Here is a 15,368-nt window from a genome sequence, read left to right on the forward strand (position 1 = left end):
GCAGCAGCAGAAGGAGCACCGTGAGCTTCACGTCGCCGATCCAACTCCCCGGACTCGCCCTCGACCCCCAGTGGTACCGCCGGGCGGTGTTCTACGAGGTGATGATCCGGTCGTACTACGACTCCAACGGCGACGGCGCCGGCGACATCAACGGGCTCGCCTCCAAGCTCGACTACCTGCAGTGGCTCGGGATCGACGCCCTCTGGCTCCCGCCGTTCTACATGTCGCCTCTGCGCGACGGCGGCTACGACGTCTCCGACTTCAAGGCGATCCTCCCCGAGTTCGGCACGATGGAGGACTTCCGCGACCTCGTGCGGAAGGCCCACGAGCGCAACATGCGCATCGTGATGGACTTCCCGCTCAACCACACCAGCGACCAGCACGAGTGGTTCCAGCAGTCCCGGTCCGACCCCGAGGGCCCCTACGGCGACTTCTACGTCTGGAACGACACCGACGACAAGTGGCCGGACATCCGCATCATCTTCGTCGACACCGAGGACTCGAACTGGGCCTTCGACGCCGAGCGCCGCCAGTTCTACTTCCACCGCTTCTTCTCGCACCAGCCGGACCTCAACTTCGAGAACCCCGCCGTGCACGAGGCGATCCACGACGTGGTCAAGTTCTGGCTCGACCTCGGCGTCGACGGCATCCGGCTCGACGCGATCCCCTACCTCTACGAGTCCGACGAGGGCAACGGAGAGGGCGAGCCGCCCACCCACGAGTTCATCAAGAACCTCCGCACCATGGTCGACCGCGACTACCCCGGCCGCATCCTGATCGCCGAGGCGAACCAGTGGCCGCGAGAGGTCGCCGCGTTCTTCGGCACGGAGGAGGAGCCCGAGTGCCACATGGCGTTCGACTTCCCGGTCATGCCGCGCATCTTCTACTCCCTCCGCGCGCAGACGGCGAACGAGCTGAAGAAGGTGCTCTCCGAGACGTTCGACATCCCCAGCGGCGCCGCCTGGGGCGTGTTCCTCCGCAACCACGACGAGCTCACGCTCGAGATGGTGTCCGAGGAGTACCGCCAGGCCATGTACGGCTGGTACGCCTACGACCCGCGGATGCGCTCCAACATCGGCATCCGCCGCAGGCTCGCGCCGCTTCTGGACAACTCGCGCGCCGAGCTCGAGCTGATCAACGCCCTGCTCTTCTCCCTCGCCGGCAGCCCGTTCCTGTACTACGGCGACGAGATCGGCATGGGCGACAACATCTGGCTCAACGACCGCGATGCGTCGCGCACGCCGATGCAGTGGACGCCCGACCGCAACGCCGGCTTCTCGGCCGCCGACCCCGGCAAGCTCGTGCAGCCGATCGTCCAGTCGCTCGTCTACCACTACAACCAGGTCAACGTGGAGGCGCAGCTGGCGCAGTCCCGCTCCCTGCTGCACTGGATGCGGAACGTCCTGCACGTGCGCCGCGGCCACCCGGCGTTCGGCCTGGGGTCGATGCGCGTCCTCGAGACGGACCACGAGTCGGTGCTCGCCTTCGTGCGGGACTACGCCGGCTCGGGCTCCGAGATGGGCGACCAGCCCGAGGAGGTGCTCTGCGTCTTCAGCTTCAACCACAACCCGGTCTCGGTCACGATCACGGACCCGGAGAACCCCGGATCGACGCTCAGCGACCTGTTCGGCGGCGGCCGCTTCCCCGGATTCTCGGACGACGGCACGCTGACGATGACACTCGGCACGCAGGGCTTCTTCTGGCTCCACGTCGCCAAGGCGCACGAGGCCCGCTGACCCGGCAGCACGCCGAGGGGCCTCCGGCCGATGTCGGAGGCCCCCTTTAGGCTGTCGGCGTGAGCACCACCGGAACGACCGAGACGCAGACCGAGCCGATGCTGTTCGACGACGCCGAGCAGGAGCTCGTCCCCTCCGAAGGGGCGCGGTGGTTCGATCTGCTGGCCGTGTTCGACCTCGAGACCACCGGCATCGACGTCCGCACGAGCCGCATCGTCACCGCGCACGTCGGCGTGATCGACGCGGCGGGCGAGCCGGTCGAGGGCACGACCTGGCTCGCCGATCCGGGGGTCGAGATCCCGGCCGGCGCCTCCGCCGTCCACGGGATCAGCACCGAGCACGCCCGCGCGCACGGCCGCCCCGCCGGCGAGGTCGTGGCCGAGATCTCCGAGGCGCTGCGCTCGCTCCTCGCCCGCGGCATCCCGGTCGTCGTCTACAACGCCCCCTACGACCTCTCGCTCCTCGCCCACGAGGCGCGCCGCTGGGGCGTGCCCGTGCTGCTCGACCCGAGCCCCGTCGTCGATCCGCTCGTGATCGACAAGGCGGTGGACCGCTACCGCAAGGGCAAGCGCACCCTGACCCTCGCCGCCGAGCACTACGGCGTCGCCCTCACCGAGGCGCACGACGCGGGCGCGGACGCGATCGCGGCGGGTCGGGTCGCCCAGGCGCTGGGCCGCGCCTTCGCCGACGAGCTCGGAGTCGGCGCGGAGGCCCTGCACGCGCTCCAGGTCGACTGGTGCCGCACCCAGGCCGAGTCCTTCCAGGAGTACATGCGCCGCGTCCGCGACGAGTCCTTCGTCGCCGACGGGGGCTGGCCGGTCCGCCACTGACCCCTCAGGTCAGCGTGCGCCCCTCGCGCAGGAGCGCCACGTACTCCGCGATCCGCCGCTCCCGCGTCGCCGCCCGCTTCAGCTGCGAGAGGCGGAAGAGGAACGCGAAGCGCTTCTGCCCGCCGACGGTCGCGAAGAAGGCCAGGGCCTGCGGATCCGCGTCGAGCGCCCGCTGGAAGTCGTCCGGCACCTCCGCATCGCGCTGCCGGTAGGCCGCGTCCCAGCGCCCGTCGGCGCGTGCCCGCTCGACCTCGGCCAGCCCGCCCGGCAGCATCCGGCCCTCCGCCAGCAGCCGTGCGACGTGATCGCGGTTGACCTTGGACCACGGGCTCGCGCGACGCCGCGGGGTGAAGGCCTGGAGCTTGAACTGCTCGTCGAAGGCTCCCGCCTGACCGTCGATCCAGCCGTGGCAGAGCGCGATGTCGAGCGCCTCGGCGTAGGTGATCCCCGGATCGACGGCGGCCTTCTTGCGCAGCTTCAGGCGGACTCCGTCCGGGTCGGGCTCGCCGCGGAGGTAGGCGTCCCACTCCTCGGGAGTCGTGAACGGCAGGATCGGCTTGTCGGCGAAGGACACCATGCCGGGACGCTACCGCGCCGGCTCCCCGACGGCCACGGACCGCTCGTCGGCGCAAGCCCTCGCTCCGCGGACCGCGGCGCTGTGGGATCGGGTGAGCACGTGTTCCCCCTCCCCCTCTCGCAAGGAGAAGTCATGCCCACCATCCGCACGGTCACCGTCCTCGGCAGCGGAGTGCTCGGCTCCCAGATCGCCTTCCAGTCGGCCTTCCACGGCTTCGCCGTCACCGTCTACGACCTCTCCGACGACGTCCTCGAGTCGGCGCGCGAGCGGCTCCGCGGTCTCGCGGGCGTCTACGAGTCGGTGCCCGGCGGCGTCGCCGGCGGACCGCAGGAGGCGCTCGACTCCCTCCGCCTCACCTCCGACCTCGCGGAGGCTGTCGCCGACGCCGACCTCGTGATCGAGGCCGTCCCCGAGGACCTGGGCCTGAAGCAGGAGCTGTACGGCCGCCTGGGTGCGCTCGCTCCCGAGCGCACGGTCTTCGCGACCAACTCGTCCACGCTGCTCCCCAGCGACCTGAAGGCCTCGACCGGCCGACCCGACCGGTTCCTCGCGCTGCACTACGCCAACCACGTCTGGGCGCAGAACACGGCCGAGATCATGGGGACGGCGGACACGGACCCCGCCGTGGTCGACGCCGTCGTGGAGTTCGCCGTCTCCAGCGGCCTCGAGCCCATCAGGCTGCAGAAGGAGAAGGCCGGCTACGTCCTGAACTCGCTGCTGGTGCCGCTCCTCAACGCCGCGTCGGGTCTGCTCATGGGCGGCTACGCCGACCACGAGACCATCGACAAGACCTGGAGGATCGGCACCGGCGCCCCTCTCGGACCCTTCCAGATCTTCGACGTCGTCGGTCTGCGGACCGCCTACAACATCGCCGCCGCGGCCCCGGACGAGGCCTCCCAGGCGTTCGCCGCCCACCTGAAGACGGAGTACGTCGATCGCGGCCGCCTCGGAACGGCCACCGGAGAGGGCTTCTACCGCTACTGAGGACCGCCCCGCGGGAACGACGAAGGGCCCCCGACCGTGAGGTCGAGGGCCCTTCGAGGAGTGCTACTTGCCGAAGTTCTTGTAGCGGCTGTTGAACTTCTCGACGCGGCCGGCCGAGTCCATGATGCGCTGCTTGCCCGTGTAGAACGGGTGCGAGGCGGAGGAGATCTCGACGTCGATGACGGGGTAGGTCACGCCGTCGAGCTCGATCGTCTTGCTGCTCTTCGCGGTCGAGCGGGTGAGGAAGGTCTCACCGGACGCGAGGTCGCGGAAGACGATCGCGGAGTACTCGGGGTGGATGTCGGTCTTCATGGTCGTGTCCTGTCGTCGATGGTCCTGAACCGCACCTGTCGTCGACGGGAACGGGTGGATGAGGGCGGGCGCACCGCGAACGGGCCCGAACCAGCTACCGAGAATACCAGACCGGCAGCGCGCGCAGAAGTCGCGCCGCGCCCGGACCCCGGAGCCGGGGTCAGCCGCGGGCGCGGGCCGAGAAGCGCCCGTTCTCGCGGGTGAGAGCGATGTCGAGCCCGAAGGTCTCGGCGAGCGTCGCCTCGGTCAGGGACTCGGCCAGCGGGCCCGCCGCCACCACCGCTCCGTCGCGGAGGAGCAGGGCGTGGGTGAAGCCGTCGGGGATCTCCTCGACGTGGTGGGTCACCATCACGATCGCGGGCGACGCCGGGTCCTTCGCGAAGCCGCCCAGCAGCTGGACGAGCTCCTCGCGGGCGCCGAGGTCGAGGCTCGCGGCCGGCTCGTCGAGCAGGAGCAGCTCGGGGTCGGTCATGATCGCGCGGGCGATCTGGACGCGCTTCTGCTCGCCGTCCGAGAGCGTCCCGAAGGTGCGCTCGGCGAGGTGCTCGAGCTTCCACTCGGACAGCACGCGGCGGGCGCGGCGCTCGTCGATCGCGTCGTAGCCCTCGTTCCAGCGGCCGGTGACGGCGTAGGCGGCGGTCATCACGACGTCGAGCACGCTCTCGCCGGCCGGGAGGCGGCGCGCCATCGCGGTCGAGGCGTAGCCGATGCGCGGGCGCAGCTCGAACACGTCGACCCGGCCGAGGGTCTCCTCGAGCAGGTGTGCGGCACCGGTCGAGGGGTAGTTCTGCGCGGCGGCGATCTGCAGGATCGAGGTCTTGCCCGCCCCGTTGGGGCCGAGGATCACCCAGCGCTCGGCCTCGGCCACGTCCCACGACACGTGGTCGAGGATCCGCTTGCCGTTCCGGACGAAGGACACATCGACGAACGAGACAACGCTGGGCATGGGAGCCATTCTAAAGGAGGCGGCCGGGAGGCTCAGACGAGCGAGTCGTAGATCGCCCGGGTGTCTTGCGCGATCTGCGTCCAGCTGAAGTGGCTCTGCGCGCGCTCGCGGCCCGCGGCGCCCATCCGCTTCGCCGTCTCCGGGTCGGCGACGACCTCGGCGAGGGCGGCGGCCAGGTCGGCGACGTAGCGCTCCGGGTCCACGGGGGTGCCGGTGCCGTCGGTGACCTGCTCGATCGGGACGAGACGGCCGGTCACGCCGTCGTCGACGACCTCCGGGATGCCGCCGGTCGCCGTCCCGACGACCGCCGCACCGCAGGCCATCGCCTCGAGGTTGACGATGCCGAGGGGCTCGTAGATCGAGGGGCAGACGAACGTGGTCGCGTTCGTCAGGACCGCGGAGAGCTGGTGGCGCGGCAGGTGCCGGTCGATCCAGACGACGCCGGTGCGCTCCTCCTGGAGGCTGCGGACGAGGGAGGTGACCTCGGCCATGATCTCGGGGGTGTCGGGGGCGCCCGCGCAGAGCACGAGCTGCACCTCGGGAGGCAGGGTCGCGGCGGCGCGGAGCAGGTAGGGCAGGCCCTTCTGCCGGGTGATGCGGCCGACGAAGACCACGGAGGGGCGCGAGGGGTCGATGCCCAGCTCGGCGAGGACGGCCTCGTCCTCGACCGGGTGCCAGGCGTCGAGGTCGATGCCGTTGTAGACCACGTGGACCTTCGCCGGGTCCAGGGCCGGGTAGGAGCGGAGGATGTCCTCGCGCATGCCGCCGGACACCGCGATCACGGCGTCGGCGTTCTCGTACGCCTCCCGCTCGATCCAGCTCGAGACGCGGTAGCCGCCGCCGAGCTGCTCGGCCTTCCACGGACGCAGCGGCTCGAGGCTGTGCGCCGAGACCACGTGCGGGATGCCGTGCAGGAGCTGGGCGAGACGCCCCGCGGCGTTGGCGTACCAGGTGTGGGAGTGGACCAGGTCGGCCCCCGCCGCGTCCTGCGCGATCTGCAGGTCGACCCCGAGGGTCTGCAGCGCGCCGTTCGCCTCGGCGAGCTCCGCGGGGACGGAGTACGCGAACGTGCCCTCCTCCTCGCGCGGCGCGCCGAAGCAGCGCACCACGACCTCCAGGTCGCTGCGCAGCGCCTTGGTGAGCTCGGCCACGTGGACACCGGCTCCCCCGTACACCTCGGGCGGGTATTCCTTGGTCAGCAGATCGACTCGCACCCCCGAACCGTAGTACAGGGCGCTCCCCCGGCGACAGCCGGGGTCCACGGGGAAGCCCGAGCCCCTACTGTGGTGCCATGCAGTCAAAGAAGATCTTCGGCATCGTCCTCGCCGGCGGCGAGGGAAAGCGCCTCATGCCCCTCACGGCGGACCGGGCCAAGCCCGCGGTGCCGTTCGGCGGGCAGTACCGGCTGATCGACTTCGCGCTGTCCAACCTGATCAACTCCGGTCTCACCCAGATCGTCGTGCTGACGCAGTACAAGTCGCACTCGCTCGACCGCCACGTCTCGCAGACCTGGCGCCTCTCCGGGCTCCTGAACTCCTACGTCGCCTCGGTCCCCGCGCAGCAGCGCCTGGGCAAGCGCTGGTTCAGCGGCTCGGCCGACGCGATCCTGCAGAGCCTCAACCTGATCCGCGACGAGAAGCCCGACATCGTCGTCGTGGTCGGCGCCGACCACGTCTACCGGATGGACTTCTCGCAGATGATCGACGCGCACATCGCGTCCGGTGCGAAGGCGACCGTCGCGGCCATCCGCCAGCCGATCGAGCTCGCGGACCAGTTCGGCGTCATCCAGCTCGCCGGTGACGAGGCGGGCGACGGCATCGTCCCGACGATGATCTCCGAGTTCCTCGAGAAGCCCAAGGACGCCGTCGGCCTGGCCGACTCCCCGCACGAGGTCCTCGCCTCCATGGGCAACTACGTCTTCGACGCGGACGCCCTGATCGACGCGGTCATCCGCGACGGCGAGTCCTCCACGTCGGACCACGACATGGGCGGCGACATCATCCCGGACTTCGTCGCGCGCGGCGAGGCCGGCGTCTACGACCTCAAGCTCAACGACGTCCCCGGCTCGACCGACCGCGACCGCTACTACTGGCGGGACGTCGGCACCATCGACTCCTTCTTCGAGGCCCACCAGGACCTCATCTCGGCGCTGCCGGTCTTCAACCTCTACAACCAGCAGTGGCCGATCTTCTCGTCGCAGCTGAACTCCCCTCCGGCCAAGATCGTCCGCGACGGCAAGGGCAACATGGGATCGACGGTCGACTCGGTCGTCTCGCTCGGTACCGTGATCTCGGGCGCGCACATCGAGCGCAGCGTCGTCGGGCCCTGGACGGTCATCGAGTCGAACGCGACGGTCACCGACTCGGTGGTCTTCGACAAGGTCCGCATCGGCCCGGACGCGCTGGTCGTCCGCGCTATCCTCGACAAGGACGTCGTCGTCGAGCCCGGTGCTCGAGTCGGCGTGGACCACGACCGCGATCGCGAGCGCGGGTTCACCGTCACCGAGTCGGGCATCACCGTCGTCGGCAAGGGCGTCGTCGTCCACCCGTAGCACCCCCGCGGGTCGAGCTCTGCGCCCCGGCGCGCCCACCCGACCGATCGGACCGGCCCATGAGTGAGCGTCCTGCGACGCCTGCCCGCTTCCTCGTCGTCCTCGACGCGGACTCCACCCTCCTCCAGGACGAGGTGATCGAGCTCCTCGCGGTGCACGCCGGCTCCGAGGAGCGCGTCGCCGCCGTCACGGAGCGGGCGATGCGCGGCGAGCTCGACTTCGGCGAGAGCCTCCGCGAGCGGGTCGCCACTCTCGCCGGGGTCCCGGAGTCGGTGCTCCCCGGTGTGAGCTCGGGCGTCCGCGTCACACCCGGCGCCGCCGAGCTCGTGGCCGGCGTCCACGCCGCCGGCGGCCGCATCGGTGTGGTGTCCGGAGGGTTCCACGAGGTCCTCGACCCGGTCGCCGGTGCGCTCGGCCTCGACTTCGTCCGGGCCAACCGCCTCTGCTGCGGGGGCGGCCTGCTGACCGGAGCGGTCGACGGGGCGGTCATCGACGCCGCGGCCAAGGCGGAGGCGCTCCGCGAGTGGGCGGCGGTCTCGGGCGTCCCGCCGCAGCGCACGATCGCCGTCGGCGATGGTGCGAACGACCTGGAGATGATGGCGGTCGCCTCCCTCGCGGTCGCCTTCAACGCCAAGCCCCTGGTGCGCGAGCGCGCCGACCTCGTCGTCGGCGGCCTCGACCTGTCGCAGCTGCTGCCTGTCCTCGGCCTCCGCGGCTGAGGCCCGCCTCCCCCGGCCTCAGGAAGGTCAGCGGCCCGCGATCGCGACGAGTCCGGCGCAGCCGAGCGCCAGCGCCCAGCTGACGAGCGAGCCCACCAGGAAGTACTCCGCCTTCTCGCCGCTGCCGCCGTCGCGGGAGATCTCGGGGAAGCGCACGATCCCCTTGGCCGCGAGCACAGCACCGGCGAGGCCGATCGCTCCGGCGAGCGTGAGACCGGCGATCAGCAGCCGCTCCAGCGGTCCGATCGTGCGCCCGCCCTGGAGGTCCGGCAGGCGGGCGTCGGCCGGCTCCCGCCGCGCGAACCGCTCGCTCCAGCGCGGACGCGGCGCGGGCTCGGCCTGCGGGAGCTCGCGGAACAGCGCCGCCCGCACGATCACGTTGCCGCTCTCCAGCAGGAAGAGCCCGGCTCCGACCGCCAGAGCGAGCTGCTCGATCGGAGGGAGCGTGCTCGCGACGGTGGTCGGCGCGAGCGGCCCCGTCGGGACGCCGACTGCGCGGTCGACAGCAGTCAGCACCAGGACCGCCGCGACGAGGGCGACGGCCGGACGCAGACCCCCTGGCGGCCGCGCGTTCTCGACGGTCGTGGTCGTCAGCAGCCAGGCTCCGGCCAGGACGACGACGATCGCCGCACCGAGCGGCGGGACTCCGACGAGGAGCGCTGCGGTCACGGCTGCGGCGGCGAGCACGGGGATCGCGAGGAGGGCCGCACGGCGGCGGAGGTGCGTGCGCGCGAGGTCGCCGAGGCCGATCACGGCGAGCAGCAGCACCGTCAGCACGTCTCCTCCAGCAGGCGCGCGCCGGCGAGGAGCGCGCCCGCTCCCGCGCGCCGCAGCGCCTGCGAGACGGCGGGCTGCGAGATCGACTCCTGCTCGCCCAGCTCCTTCTGCGACGCTCCGCGCAGGCTCCCCAGCACGAGTCGGCGATCGCGCGCGCTGAGCGCTCCGACCAGCGCGTCGCGGGAGAGGAGGTAGGCGTTGACGGCCGCCTCGCCGGAGTCCCCGTCGGCGTCCCCGGCGACGAACCATCCGCGGGCCGTGGGCACGGCACCGTCCTCGAGCGCGTGGGCGCGATCGATGGCCTCGCGCGCGCGCCACCAGCCGGACCCGTCCTCGAGGTCCCCCGCGATCCCCGACCCGACCACCCGCACCTCGCCCAGGCCGATGCCCGCGCGGCAGTCGACGCCGGCCGGGAGCGAGAGGCGCGCCTGCAGCGTCGCCCGGAGTGCGGCGTGGACGGAGGGGTAGATCGCCTGGAACTCGTCGCCGACCGTCGGGTGCAGGGGCTGGATCGCCGGGACCGCGGCCTCCACCTCGGCGAAGCCCCGCTCGATCTCGCGCTGAGCACCCGCGCGGTCGACGAGGGAGCGGGAGGTCACCAGGTCCAGGAGCACGGCGACGACATCGGAGGAGGTCATCGCATAAGCCTAGAGCTTATATCCGTCGGATATAAGCCCAGGGCTTATCGGTCAGTGGCCCATCCCGAGGCCGCCGTCGACCGGGATCACGGCACCCGAGATGTACGCGGCCTCGTCGCCGGCCAGCCAGCGCGTGACCTTCGCGACCTCGGCAGCGGTGCCGTAGCGGGCGAGCGGGATGCTCTTCCGGTACTCCGCCTGCTGCTCCGGCGAGAGCTCCGCGGTCATGTCGGTCTCGATGAAGCCGGGAGCGACGACGTTGGCGGTGATGTTGCGGGCGCCGAGCTCGCGGGTCAGCGAGCGGGCGAAGCCCACGAGGGCGGCCTTCGACGAGGAGTAGTTGATCTGGCCCGGCGACCCGTAGAGGCCGACCACGCTGGAGATGAGGACGACGCGACCGAAGCGCTGCTTGAGCATCCCCTTCGATGCGCGCTTGACGACGCGGAACGCCCCGGTGAGGTTCGTGTCGACGACGGACGTGAAGTCCTCCTCCGTCATGCGCAGCAGCAGGGTGTCGCGGGTGATGCCCGCGTTCGCCACCAGGATCTCGACCGGGCCCAGCTCCGCCTCGACCTGCGTGAACGCGGCGTCGACGGAGGCGGCGTCGGTCACGTCCGCGACGACGGTGAGAGAGCCCTCCGGACCGGATCCCGAGCGCGCGGTCACGGCGACCCGGTGACCGGCGGCCACGAACTCCTGGGCGATGGCGAAGCCGATCCCCCGGTTGCCCCCGGTGACGAGGACGGTGCGCGGCGTGGTCATGGTGTCCCTCCTGCCGGCGCTCGTGCGGCGCCGGGCGACCCGTACATCCTAGAGGCGCGTCGCGCAACAGATTCCGGGATGAGGCCCTCCCGGCCTGCACCCGCCCGCCGCGACGTAGGCTTGCAGGGCTGTGAAACCACGCGAGACACTCACCTCCCTACCGCCGTCGCCGAGCGCCGAGCGGCGCTCCCGCGCGATCAAGTACTCGGTCGCCATGGGCATCAGGATGCTCTGCGTCATCTGCCTGCTCTTCGCCCACGGCTGGTGGCTGCTGTTCTTCGCCATCGGCGCCGTGGTCCTGCCCTACTTCGCCGTCGTGCTGGCCAACGTCGGCAGTGCGGGCGAGCGCGGCAACGTCGAGCGGCCGGGTGCGATCGTCCTCTCCCGGCCGGTCCCGCCGCCCCCCGCCCCCGACTCCGAGGCGCCGACCGGCCCCGAGGGCGGCGACCCGCGGGGAGACCGGACGTGATCCCGCTCGGCCGGGTCCCCGACGCGCACGCCTGCTCCCGAGCGGGCTGCCCGCGGACGGCGACGTTCGCGATCGAGTGGCGGAACCCGAGGATCCACGCGGAGGACCGTCGGAAGACCTGGCTGGCCTGCGGCGAGCACCTGGAGTTCCTGCGCGAGTTCCTCCTCGCCCGCGACTTCCCGCTCGAGGTGAAGCCGCTCTACACGGTCGATCGCGGAGCGGAACGATGAGCGGCGACGCGCCCCGTCCCTCCTGGCGCTTCGTCTTCTCGCGACGCTGGTTCGGCTACCTCGCTCTCGCGATCGTCTTCGCCGTCGCCTGCGTGCTGCTCTCGCGCTGGCAGGTCGCGCGGCTCGACCAGGCCGCCTCGACCAACCGGCTGGTCACCGCGAACTGGACCGCCGACCCGGTGGCGCTCGACGGGCTGCTCCCCGCCGACTCCACGTGGGACGACGCGCTCGAGTACCGCCCGGTCGAGGTCACCGGCGTCTACGAGACGCAGGGGCAGACCCTCGTCCGCAACCGGCCCTACAACGGCAACCCCGGCTTCGAGATCCTGACGCCGCTGCGGCTCGACGACGGCAGCGTGTTCGTCGTCGACCGCGGCTGGGTCCCCGTCGGCTCGACCCAGGACTCCCCCGACGCGATCCCCGCGCCGCCCGAGGGGGAGGTGACCGTCGTCGCCCGCCTGAAGCCCGCGGAGGGACGGATCGACGGACGCTCCGCACCGGCCGGCCAGATCGCCACGATCCAGCTCGACGACCTGTCGACGCAGCTGGACGAGCCCCTGCGGACCTCGGCGTACGGCCTGCTGGTCGCCGAGGCGCCGGCGCCGGTCGACGCTCCCCCGCTGGCCGCGATCAAGCCGGTCGCCGACGAGGGCCTGCACATCAGCTACGCCATCCAGTGGGTGCTGTTCGCCGTCATGGGCTTCGGCGGGCTCGGCTGGGCGATCCGCCACGAGTACCGCATCCGCAACGCCGACGACCCCGAGGTCGTCGCGGCCGAGGAGCGGCGCGAGGAGCGCCGCCGACGCCGCGGCCGCAGCGACTCCGAGGTCGAGGACGAGCTGCTCGACGCCCGCTAGGCGAGCGTGATCAGGTCGAGGTAGTCGGCCGCCCAGTGGTCCTCGGTGCCCTCCGGCATGATCAGGACGCGCTCGGGGTTCAGCGCCTCGACGGCTCCCTCGTCGTGGCTGACCAGGACGACCGCGCCCTCGTAGTGCGCGAGCGCGTCGAGGATCTCCTCGCGGCTCGCGGGGTCGAGGTTGTTGGTGGGCTCGTCGAGCAGGAGCACGTTCGCGCCCGAGACCACGATCATCGCCAGGGCGAGACGGGTCTTCTCCCCGCCGGAGAGGACCCCGGCCGGCTTGTGCGAGTCGTCGCCGGTGAACAGGAACGAGCCCAGGACCCGGCGGGCCTCGGTCTCGGTGAGGTTCGGGCTGGAGGAGACCATGTTCTCGAGCACCGAGCGCTTGACGTCGATCGTCTCGTGCTCCTGCGCGTAGTAGCCGATCCGGAGGCCGTGCCCGGCCTCGATCACTCCGGTGTCGGGCTGGTCGACACCGCCCAGGATGCGCAGGAGCGTCGTCTTGCCCGCTCCGTTGAGCCCCAGGATGACGACCTTGGAGCCGCGGTCGATCGCGAGGTCGACGGCGGTGAAGATCTCGAGCGAGCCGTAGCTCTTCGACAGGTTCTGAGCCTGCAGAGGGGTGCGACCGCAGGCGGACGGGGTCGGGAACCGGAGCTTCGCGACGCGGTCGACCGCGCGGACCTCCTCGAGCCCGCTGAGCATGCGCTCGGCACGCGCGACCATCTGGTGCGCCGCTGCGGCCTTCGAGGCCTTCGCGCCGAACTTCGCGGCCTGCAGCTGGAGGGCGCCGGCCTTCTTCTCGACGTTGACCCGCTCCTTCTTGCGGCGCTCCTCGTCGGCGGCGCGCTGGCGCTGGTAGTTCTTCCAGTTCATGTTGTAGACGTCGATGACCTGGCGGTTGGCGTCGAGGTAGAAGACGCGGTTCACGGTCTCGCCGACCAGCTCGATGTCGTGGCTGATCACGATGAAGCCGCCGCGGTAGTTCTTGAGGAACTCGCGGAGCCAGACGACGGAGTCGGCGTCGAGGTGGTTCGTCGGCTCGTCGAGGATCAGCGTGCTCGCGTCGGAGAAGAGGATGCGCGCGAGCTCGATGCGGCGCCGCTGGCCACCGGAGAGCGTCTTGAGCGGCTGGTCGAGGATCCGGTCGGGGAGGTTGAGGTTGCTCGCGATCGACGCGGCCTCCGCCTCAGCCGCGTATCCGCCCAGGGAGAGGAAGCGATCCGTGAGGTTGCCGTACTTCTTCATGCCGGCCTCGCTCACGGAGGTGTCGCTGCTCGACATCGCGACCGTCGCCTCCTGCATGCCGAGCACCAGCTGCCCCAGCCCGCGGGCGTCGAGGATGCGGGTGCGCGCGAGCTCCTCCGGGTCGCCGGAGCGCGGGTCCTGAGGGAGGTAGCCGATCTCGCCGCCGCGGTCGACCGTGCCCTTCGAGGCGATGAGGTCGCCCGCGAGGACCTTGGTCAGCGTCGTCTTCCCCGCCCCGTTGCGGCCGACGAGGCCGACCTTGTCGCCGTCGCCCACCCGGAAGGAGACGTTCTCCATCAGGAGTCGGGCGCCGACTCGGAGTTCGAGGTCGTGCACGCTGAGCACAGTGCTGTCCGTTCCCGCCAAGAAATGGCGTTCGGTTCGGGAGGAGTGGGGCAAGGGGCCGCGATGCGGCAGCCCCCTAGTATATTTCCTGAGCCGCGGGGCGGATCCACGTCCGCTCACCGCGGACGCGCTCGCTCCTCGCTCTCGGGCGACCAGGACTCTCGGAGATCACCCATGTCCCCTTCCTCTTCCGCCCTCCCGCGCCCGGTCCTCGCCGACCGGCTCGTCACCCGCTCCGTCGCGACCGACGCCCTGCTGGTGCTCGCGGGTGCAGGTCTCACCGCAGCGATGGCGCAGCTGTTCATCCCGATGTGGCCGGTCCCCTTCACGGGCCAGACCTTCGCGGTCCTCCTGGTCGGCACGACGCTCGGCGCACTCCGCGGCGCGCTCTCCATGCTCGTGTACGCGCTCGTCGGCGCTCTCGGCGCCCCGGTCTTCACCGAGGGCTCGCACGGCTGGGCGGTCCTCGCGGGTCCCACCGGCGGCTACATCGTCGGCTTCGTCCTCGCGTCGATCGTCACCGGGTGGCTCGCCCAGCGGCAGTGGGACCGTCGCGTCCTCGGCACGCTGGTGACCTTCCTCGCCGGCACCGCCACCATCTACCTCGTCGGCCTGCCCTGGCTGGCCGCCGCCCTCGCCTCGCTGGGGCTGCCCGCCGACCTCGGCTCCGTCCTCTCCGCGGGACTCGTGCCCTTCCTGGTCGGCGACGCGCTCAAGGCGCTGGTCGCCGCCGCGCTGCTCCCCACCACCTGGGCGATGCTCTCGCGCCGCTCGCGCTGAGCGGTCGCACGGACGCCGAAGGGCCGGGAGGACGATTCCTCCCGGCCCTTCGGGCGTCCGGCAGAGGTCGAGCCGCCCGGTCCTCCTGCTCGACCTCGGTGGGCACCTCCACCGACTCGACCGGCGGGGGCGACGACGGCCCCGGACTCCGGAGCCGTCCCGCGCGGCCGTTCCGACTCCACGACGGACTGCGACAGGCTGAAGACGACAGGAACGCCGAAGGGCCGGGAGGACGACTCCTCCCGGCCCTTCGGCGTCGGTGTGCAGCGGCTAGATCGAGAAGCCGAGTGCGCGCATCATGTCGCGCCCGTCCTCGGTGATCCGGTCGGGACCCCACGGCGGCATCCAGACCCAGTTGATCCGGAACGCCTCGACGATGCCGTCGAGCGACTCGGCGGTCTGCTCCTCGAGCACGTCGGTCAGCGGGCAGCCCGCCGAGGTGAGGGTCATGTGGATGACGAGGGCGTCGTTCTCGTCGTCCCAGCCCAGATCGTAGATGAGTCCCAGGTCGACCACGTTGACCCCGAGCTCGGGATCCATCACGTCCTTGAGGGCCTCCTCGACCTGGTCGAAGAGCTTCGGCTCGAGAGTGGTGACCGCCATGA

Annotated in this window: 18 protein-coding genes; 9 read left to right on the plus strand and 9 right to left on the minus strand. The window is 71.4% G+C overall.

Going from position 1 to position 15,368, the window contains the following annotated elements:
• Nucleotides 1-20: 20 nt before the first annotated feature.
• Entirely contained in the window at nucleotides 21-1,736 is a 1,716-nt protein-coding gene (gene treS / locus C5B93_RS06990; protein WP_104221970.1) for a maltose alpha-D-glucosyltransferase, read from the plus strand.
• Nucleotides 1,737-1,834: 98 nt separating this feature from the next.
• On the plus strand, nucleotides 1,835-2,566 hold the full coding sequence (locus tag C5B93_RS06995) for a 3'-5' exonuclease (RefSeq protein ID WP_104292137.1): 732 nt from the start codon (nucleotides 1,835-1,837) through the stop codon (nucleotides 2,564-2,566).
• Nucleotides 2,567-2,570: 4 nt separating this feature from the next.
• Here the strand turns inward: C5B93_RS06995 and C5B93_RS07000 are convergent, their stop codons facing one another.
• Nucleotides 2,571-3,143, minus strand: coding sequence for a YdeI family protein (locus C5B93_RS07000; protein WP_104232624.1), 573 nt, complete (start codon nucleotides 3,141-3,143; stop codon nucleotides 2,571-2,573).
• A 132-nt stretch (nucleotides 3,144-3,275) separates the two neighbouring features.
• Between C5B93_RS07000 and C5B93_RS07005 the strand changes: the two genes are divergently transcribed.
• Entirely contained in the window at nucleotides 3,276-4,127 is an 852-nt protein-coding gene (locus C5B93_RS07005; RefSeq protein WP_104292106.1) for a 3-hydroxyacyl-CoA dehydrogenase, read from the plus strand.
• A 63-nt stretch (nucleotides 4,128-4,190) separates the two neighbouring features.
• On the opposite strand, the gene C5B93_RS07010 is transcribed toward C5B93_RS07005, so the two are convergent.
• The 3 genes from C5B93_RS07010 to glgA form a co-directional block, all read right to left on the minus strand.
• Nucleotides 4,191-4,439, minus strand: a complete 249-nt coding sequence (locus C5B93_RS07010) for a type B 50S ribosomal protein L31 (protein WP_068253003.1) — start codon at nucleotides 4,437-4,439, stop codon at nucleotides 4,191-4,193.
• Between the two features lie 160 nt (nucleotides 4,440-4,599).
• Nucleotides 4,600-5,385, minus strand: a complete 786-nt coding sequence (locus tag C5B93_RS07015; RefSeq protein ID WP_104292107.1) for an ABC transporter ATP-binding protein — start codon at nucleotides 5,383-5,385, stop codon at nucleotides 4,600-4,602.
• A gap of 32 nt (nucleotides 5,386-5,417) precedes the next feature.
• On the minus strand, nucleotides 5,418-6,599 hold the full coding sequence (gene glgA / locus C5B93_RS07020) for a glycogen synthase (RefSeq protein WP_104292108.1): 1,182 nt from the start codon (nucleotides 6,597-6,599) through the stop codon (nucleotides 5,418-5,420).
• Between the two features lie 77 nt (nucleotides 6,600-6,676).
• On the opposite strand from glgA, the gene C5B93_RS07025 reads away from it, so the two are divergent.
• Together C5B93_RS07025 and serB are read left to right on the plus strand one after the other, a co-directional pair.
• Nucleotides 6,677-7,936 (plus strand): glucose-1-phosphate adenylyltransferase, encoded by a 1,260-nt coding sequence (locus tag C5B93_RS07025; RefSeq protein ID WP_104257559.1) that lies wholly within the window; start codon nucleotides 6,677-6,679, stop codon nucleotides 7,934-7,936.
• Between the two features lie 59 nt (nucleotides 7,937-7,995).
• Nucleotides 7,996-8,655 carry a phosphoserine phosphatase SerB gene (serB, locus tag C5B93_RS07030; protein ID WP_104225283.1) on the plus strand — a complete coding sequence of 220 codons (660 nt, stop codon included), beginning with the start codon at nucleotides 7,996-7,998 and terminating at the stop codon, nucleotides 8,653-8,655.
• 27 nt (nucleotides 8,656-8,682) lie between these two features.
• On the opposite strand, the gene C5B93_RS07035 is transcribed toward serB, so the two are convergent.
• Genes C5B93_RS07035 through C5B93_RS07045 form a run of 3 tightly spaced genes read right to left on the minus strand, consistent with a single transcriptional unit; the run spans nucleotide 8,683 to nucleotide 10,832 of the window.
• Nucleotides 8,683-9,432: a hypothetical protein gene (locus tag C5B93_RS07035; protein ID WP_104292109.1), complete on the minus strand. Its 750-nt coding sequence runs from the start codon at nucleotides 9,430-9,432 to the stop codon at nucleotides 8,683-8,685.
• Nucleotides 9,426-10,070 carry a SatD family protein gene (locus C5B93_RS07040; protein ID WP_104221954.1) on the minus strand — a complete coding sequence of 215 codons (645 nt, stop codon included), beginning with the start codon at nucleotides 10,068-10,070 and terminating at the stop codon, nucleotides 9,426-9,428. The genes C5B93_RS07035 and C5B93_RS07040 overlap by 7 nt, the downstream gene beginning before the upstream one ends.
• Before the next feature lie 51 nt (nucleotides 10,071-10,121).
• Nucleotides 10,122-10,832, minus strand: coding sequence for a beta-ketoacyl-ACP reductase (locus C5B93_RS07045; RefSeq protein ID WP_104232629.1), 711 nt, complete (start codon nucleotides 10,830-10,832; stop codon nucleotides 10,122-10,124).
• A gap of 130 nt (nucleotides 10,833-10,962) precedes the next feature.
• On the opposite strand from C5B93_RS07045, the gene C5B93_RS07050 reads away from it, so the two are divergent.
• From C5B93_RS07050 to C5B93_RS07060, 3 genes are read left to right on the plus strand one after another with little or no spacing between them, the layout of a single operon-like run.
• The gene (locus C5B93_RS07050) at nucleotides 10,963-11,301 is read left to right on the plus strand and encodes a DUF3099 domain-containing protein (protein ID WP_104232630.1); all 339 of its coding nucleotides are present in this window, start codon (nucleotides 10,963-10,965) and stop codon (nucleotides 11,299-11,301) included.
• A complete protein-coding gene (locus tag C5B93_RS07055; protein ID WP_104225286.1) occupies nucleotides 11,298-11,531 on the plus strand; it encodes a hypothetical protein in 234 nt (77 codons plus the stop codon). The genes C5B93_RS07050 and C5B93_RS07055 overlap by 4 nt, the downstream gene beginning before the upstream one ends.
• Nucleotides 11,528-12,388: an SURF1 family protein gene (locus C5B93_RS07060; protein WP_104232631.1), complete on the plus strand. Its 861-nt coding sequence runs from the start codon at nucleotides 11,528-11,530 to the stop codon at nucleotides 12,386-12,388. Before C5B93_RS07055 ends, C5B93_RS07060 begins: the two co-directional genes overlap by 4 nt.
• On the opposite strand, the gene C5B93_RS07065 is transcribed toward C5B93_RS07060, so the two are convergent.
• Nucleotides 12,385-13,983, minus strand: a complete 1,599-nt coding sequence (locus C5B93_RS07065) for an ABC-F family ATP-binding cassette domain-containing protein (RefSeq protein WP_104221943.1) — start codon at nucleotides 13,981-13,983, stop codon at nucleotides 12,385-12,387. The two genes, C5B93_RS07060 and C5B93_RS07065, sit on opposite strands and share 4 nt — an antisense overlap.
• 174 nt (nucleotides 13,984-14,157) lie before the next feature.
• Here C5B93_RS07065 and C5B93_RS07070 point away from each other — a divergent pair, with 174 nt between their 5' ends.
• Entirely contained in the window at nucleotides 14,158-14,763 is a 606-nt protein-coding gene (locus C5B93_RS07070; RefSeq protein WP_104232632.1) for a biotin transporter BioY, read from the plus strand.
• A gap of 270 nt (nucleotides 14,764-15,033) precedes the next feature.
• On the opposite strand, the gene C5B93_RS07075 is transcribed toward C5B93_RS07070, so the two are convergent.
• Nucleotides 15,034-15,366 (minus strand): metal-sulfur cluster assembly factor, encoded by a 333-nt coding sequence (locus C5B93_RS07075; protein WP_104221939.1) that lies wholly within the window; start codon nucleotides 15,364-15,366, stop codon nucleotides 15,034-15,036.
• Nucleotides 15,367-15,368: the final 2 nt, after the last annotated feature.

The organism is Rathayibacter sp. AY1A2 (assembly GCF_002930935.1).
Classification (GTDB): domain Bacteria; phylum Actinomycetota; class Actinomycetes; order Actinomycetales; family Microbacteriaceae; genus Rathayibacter.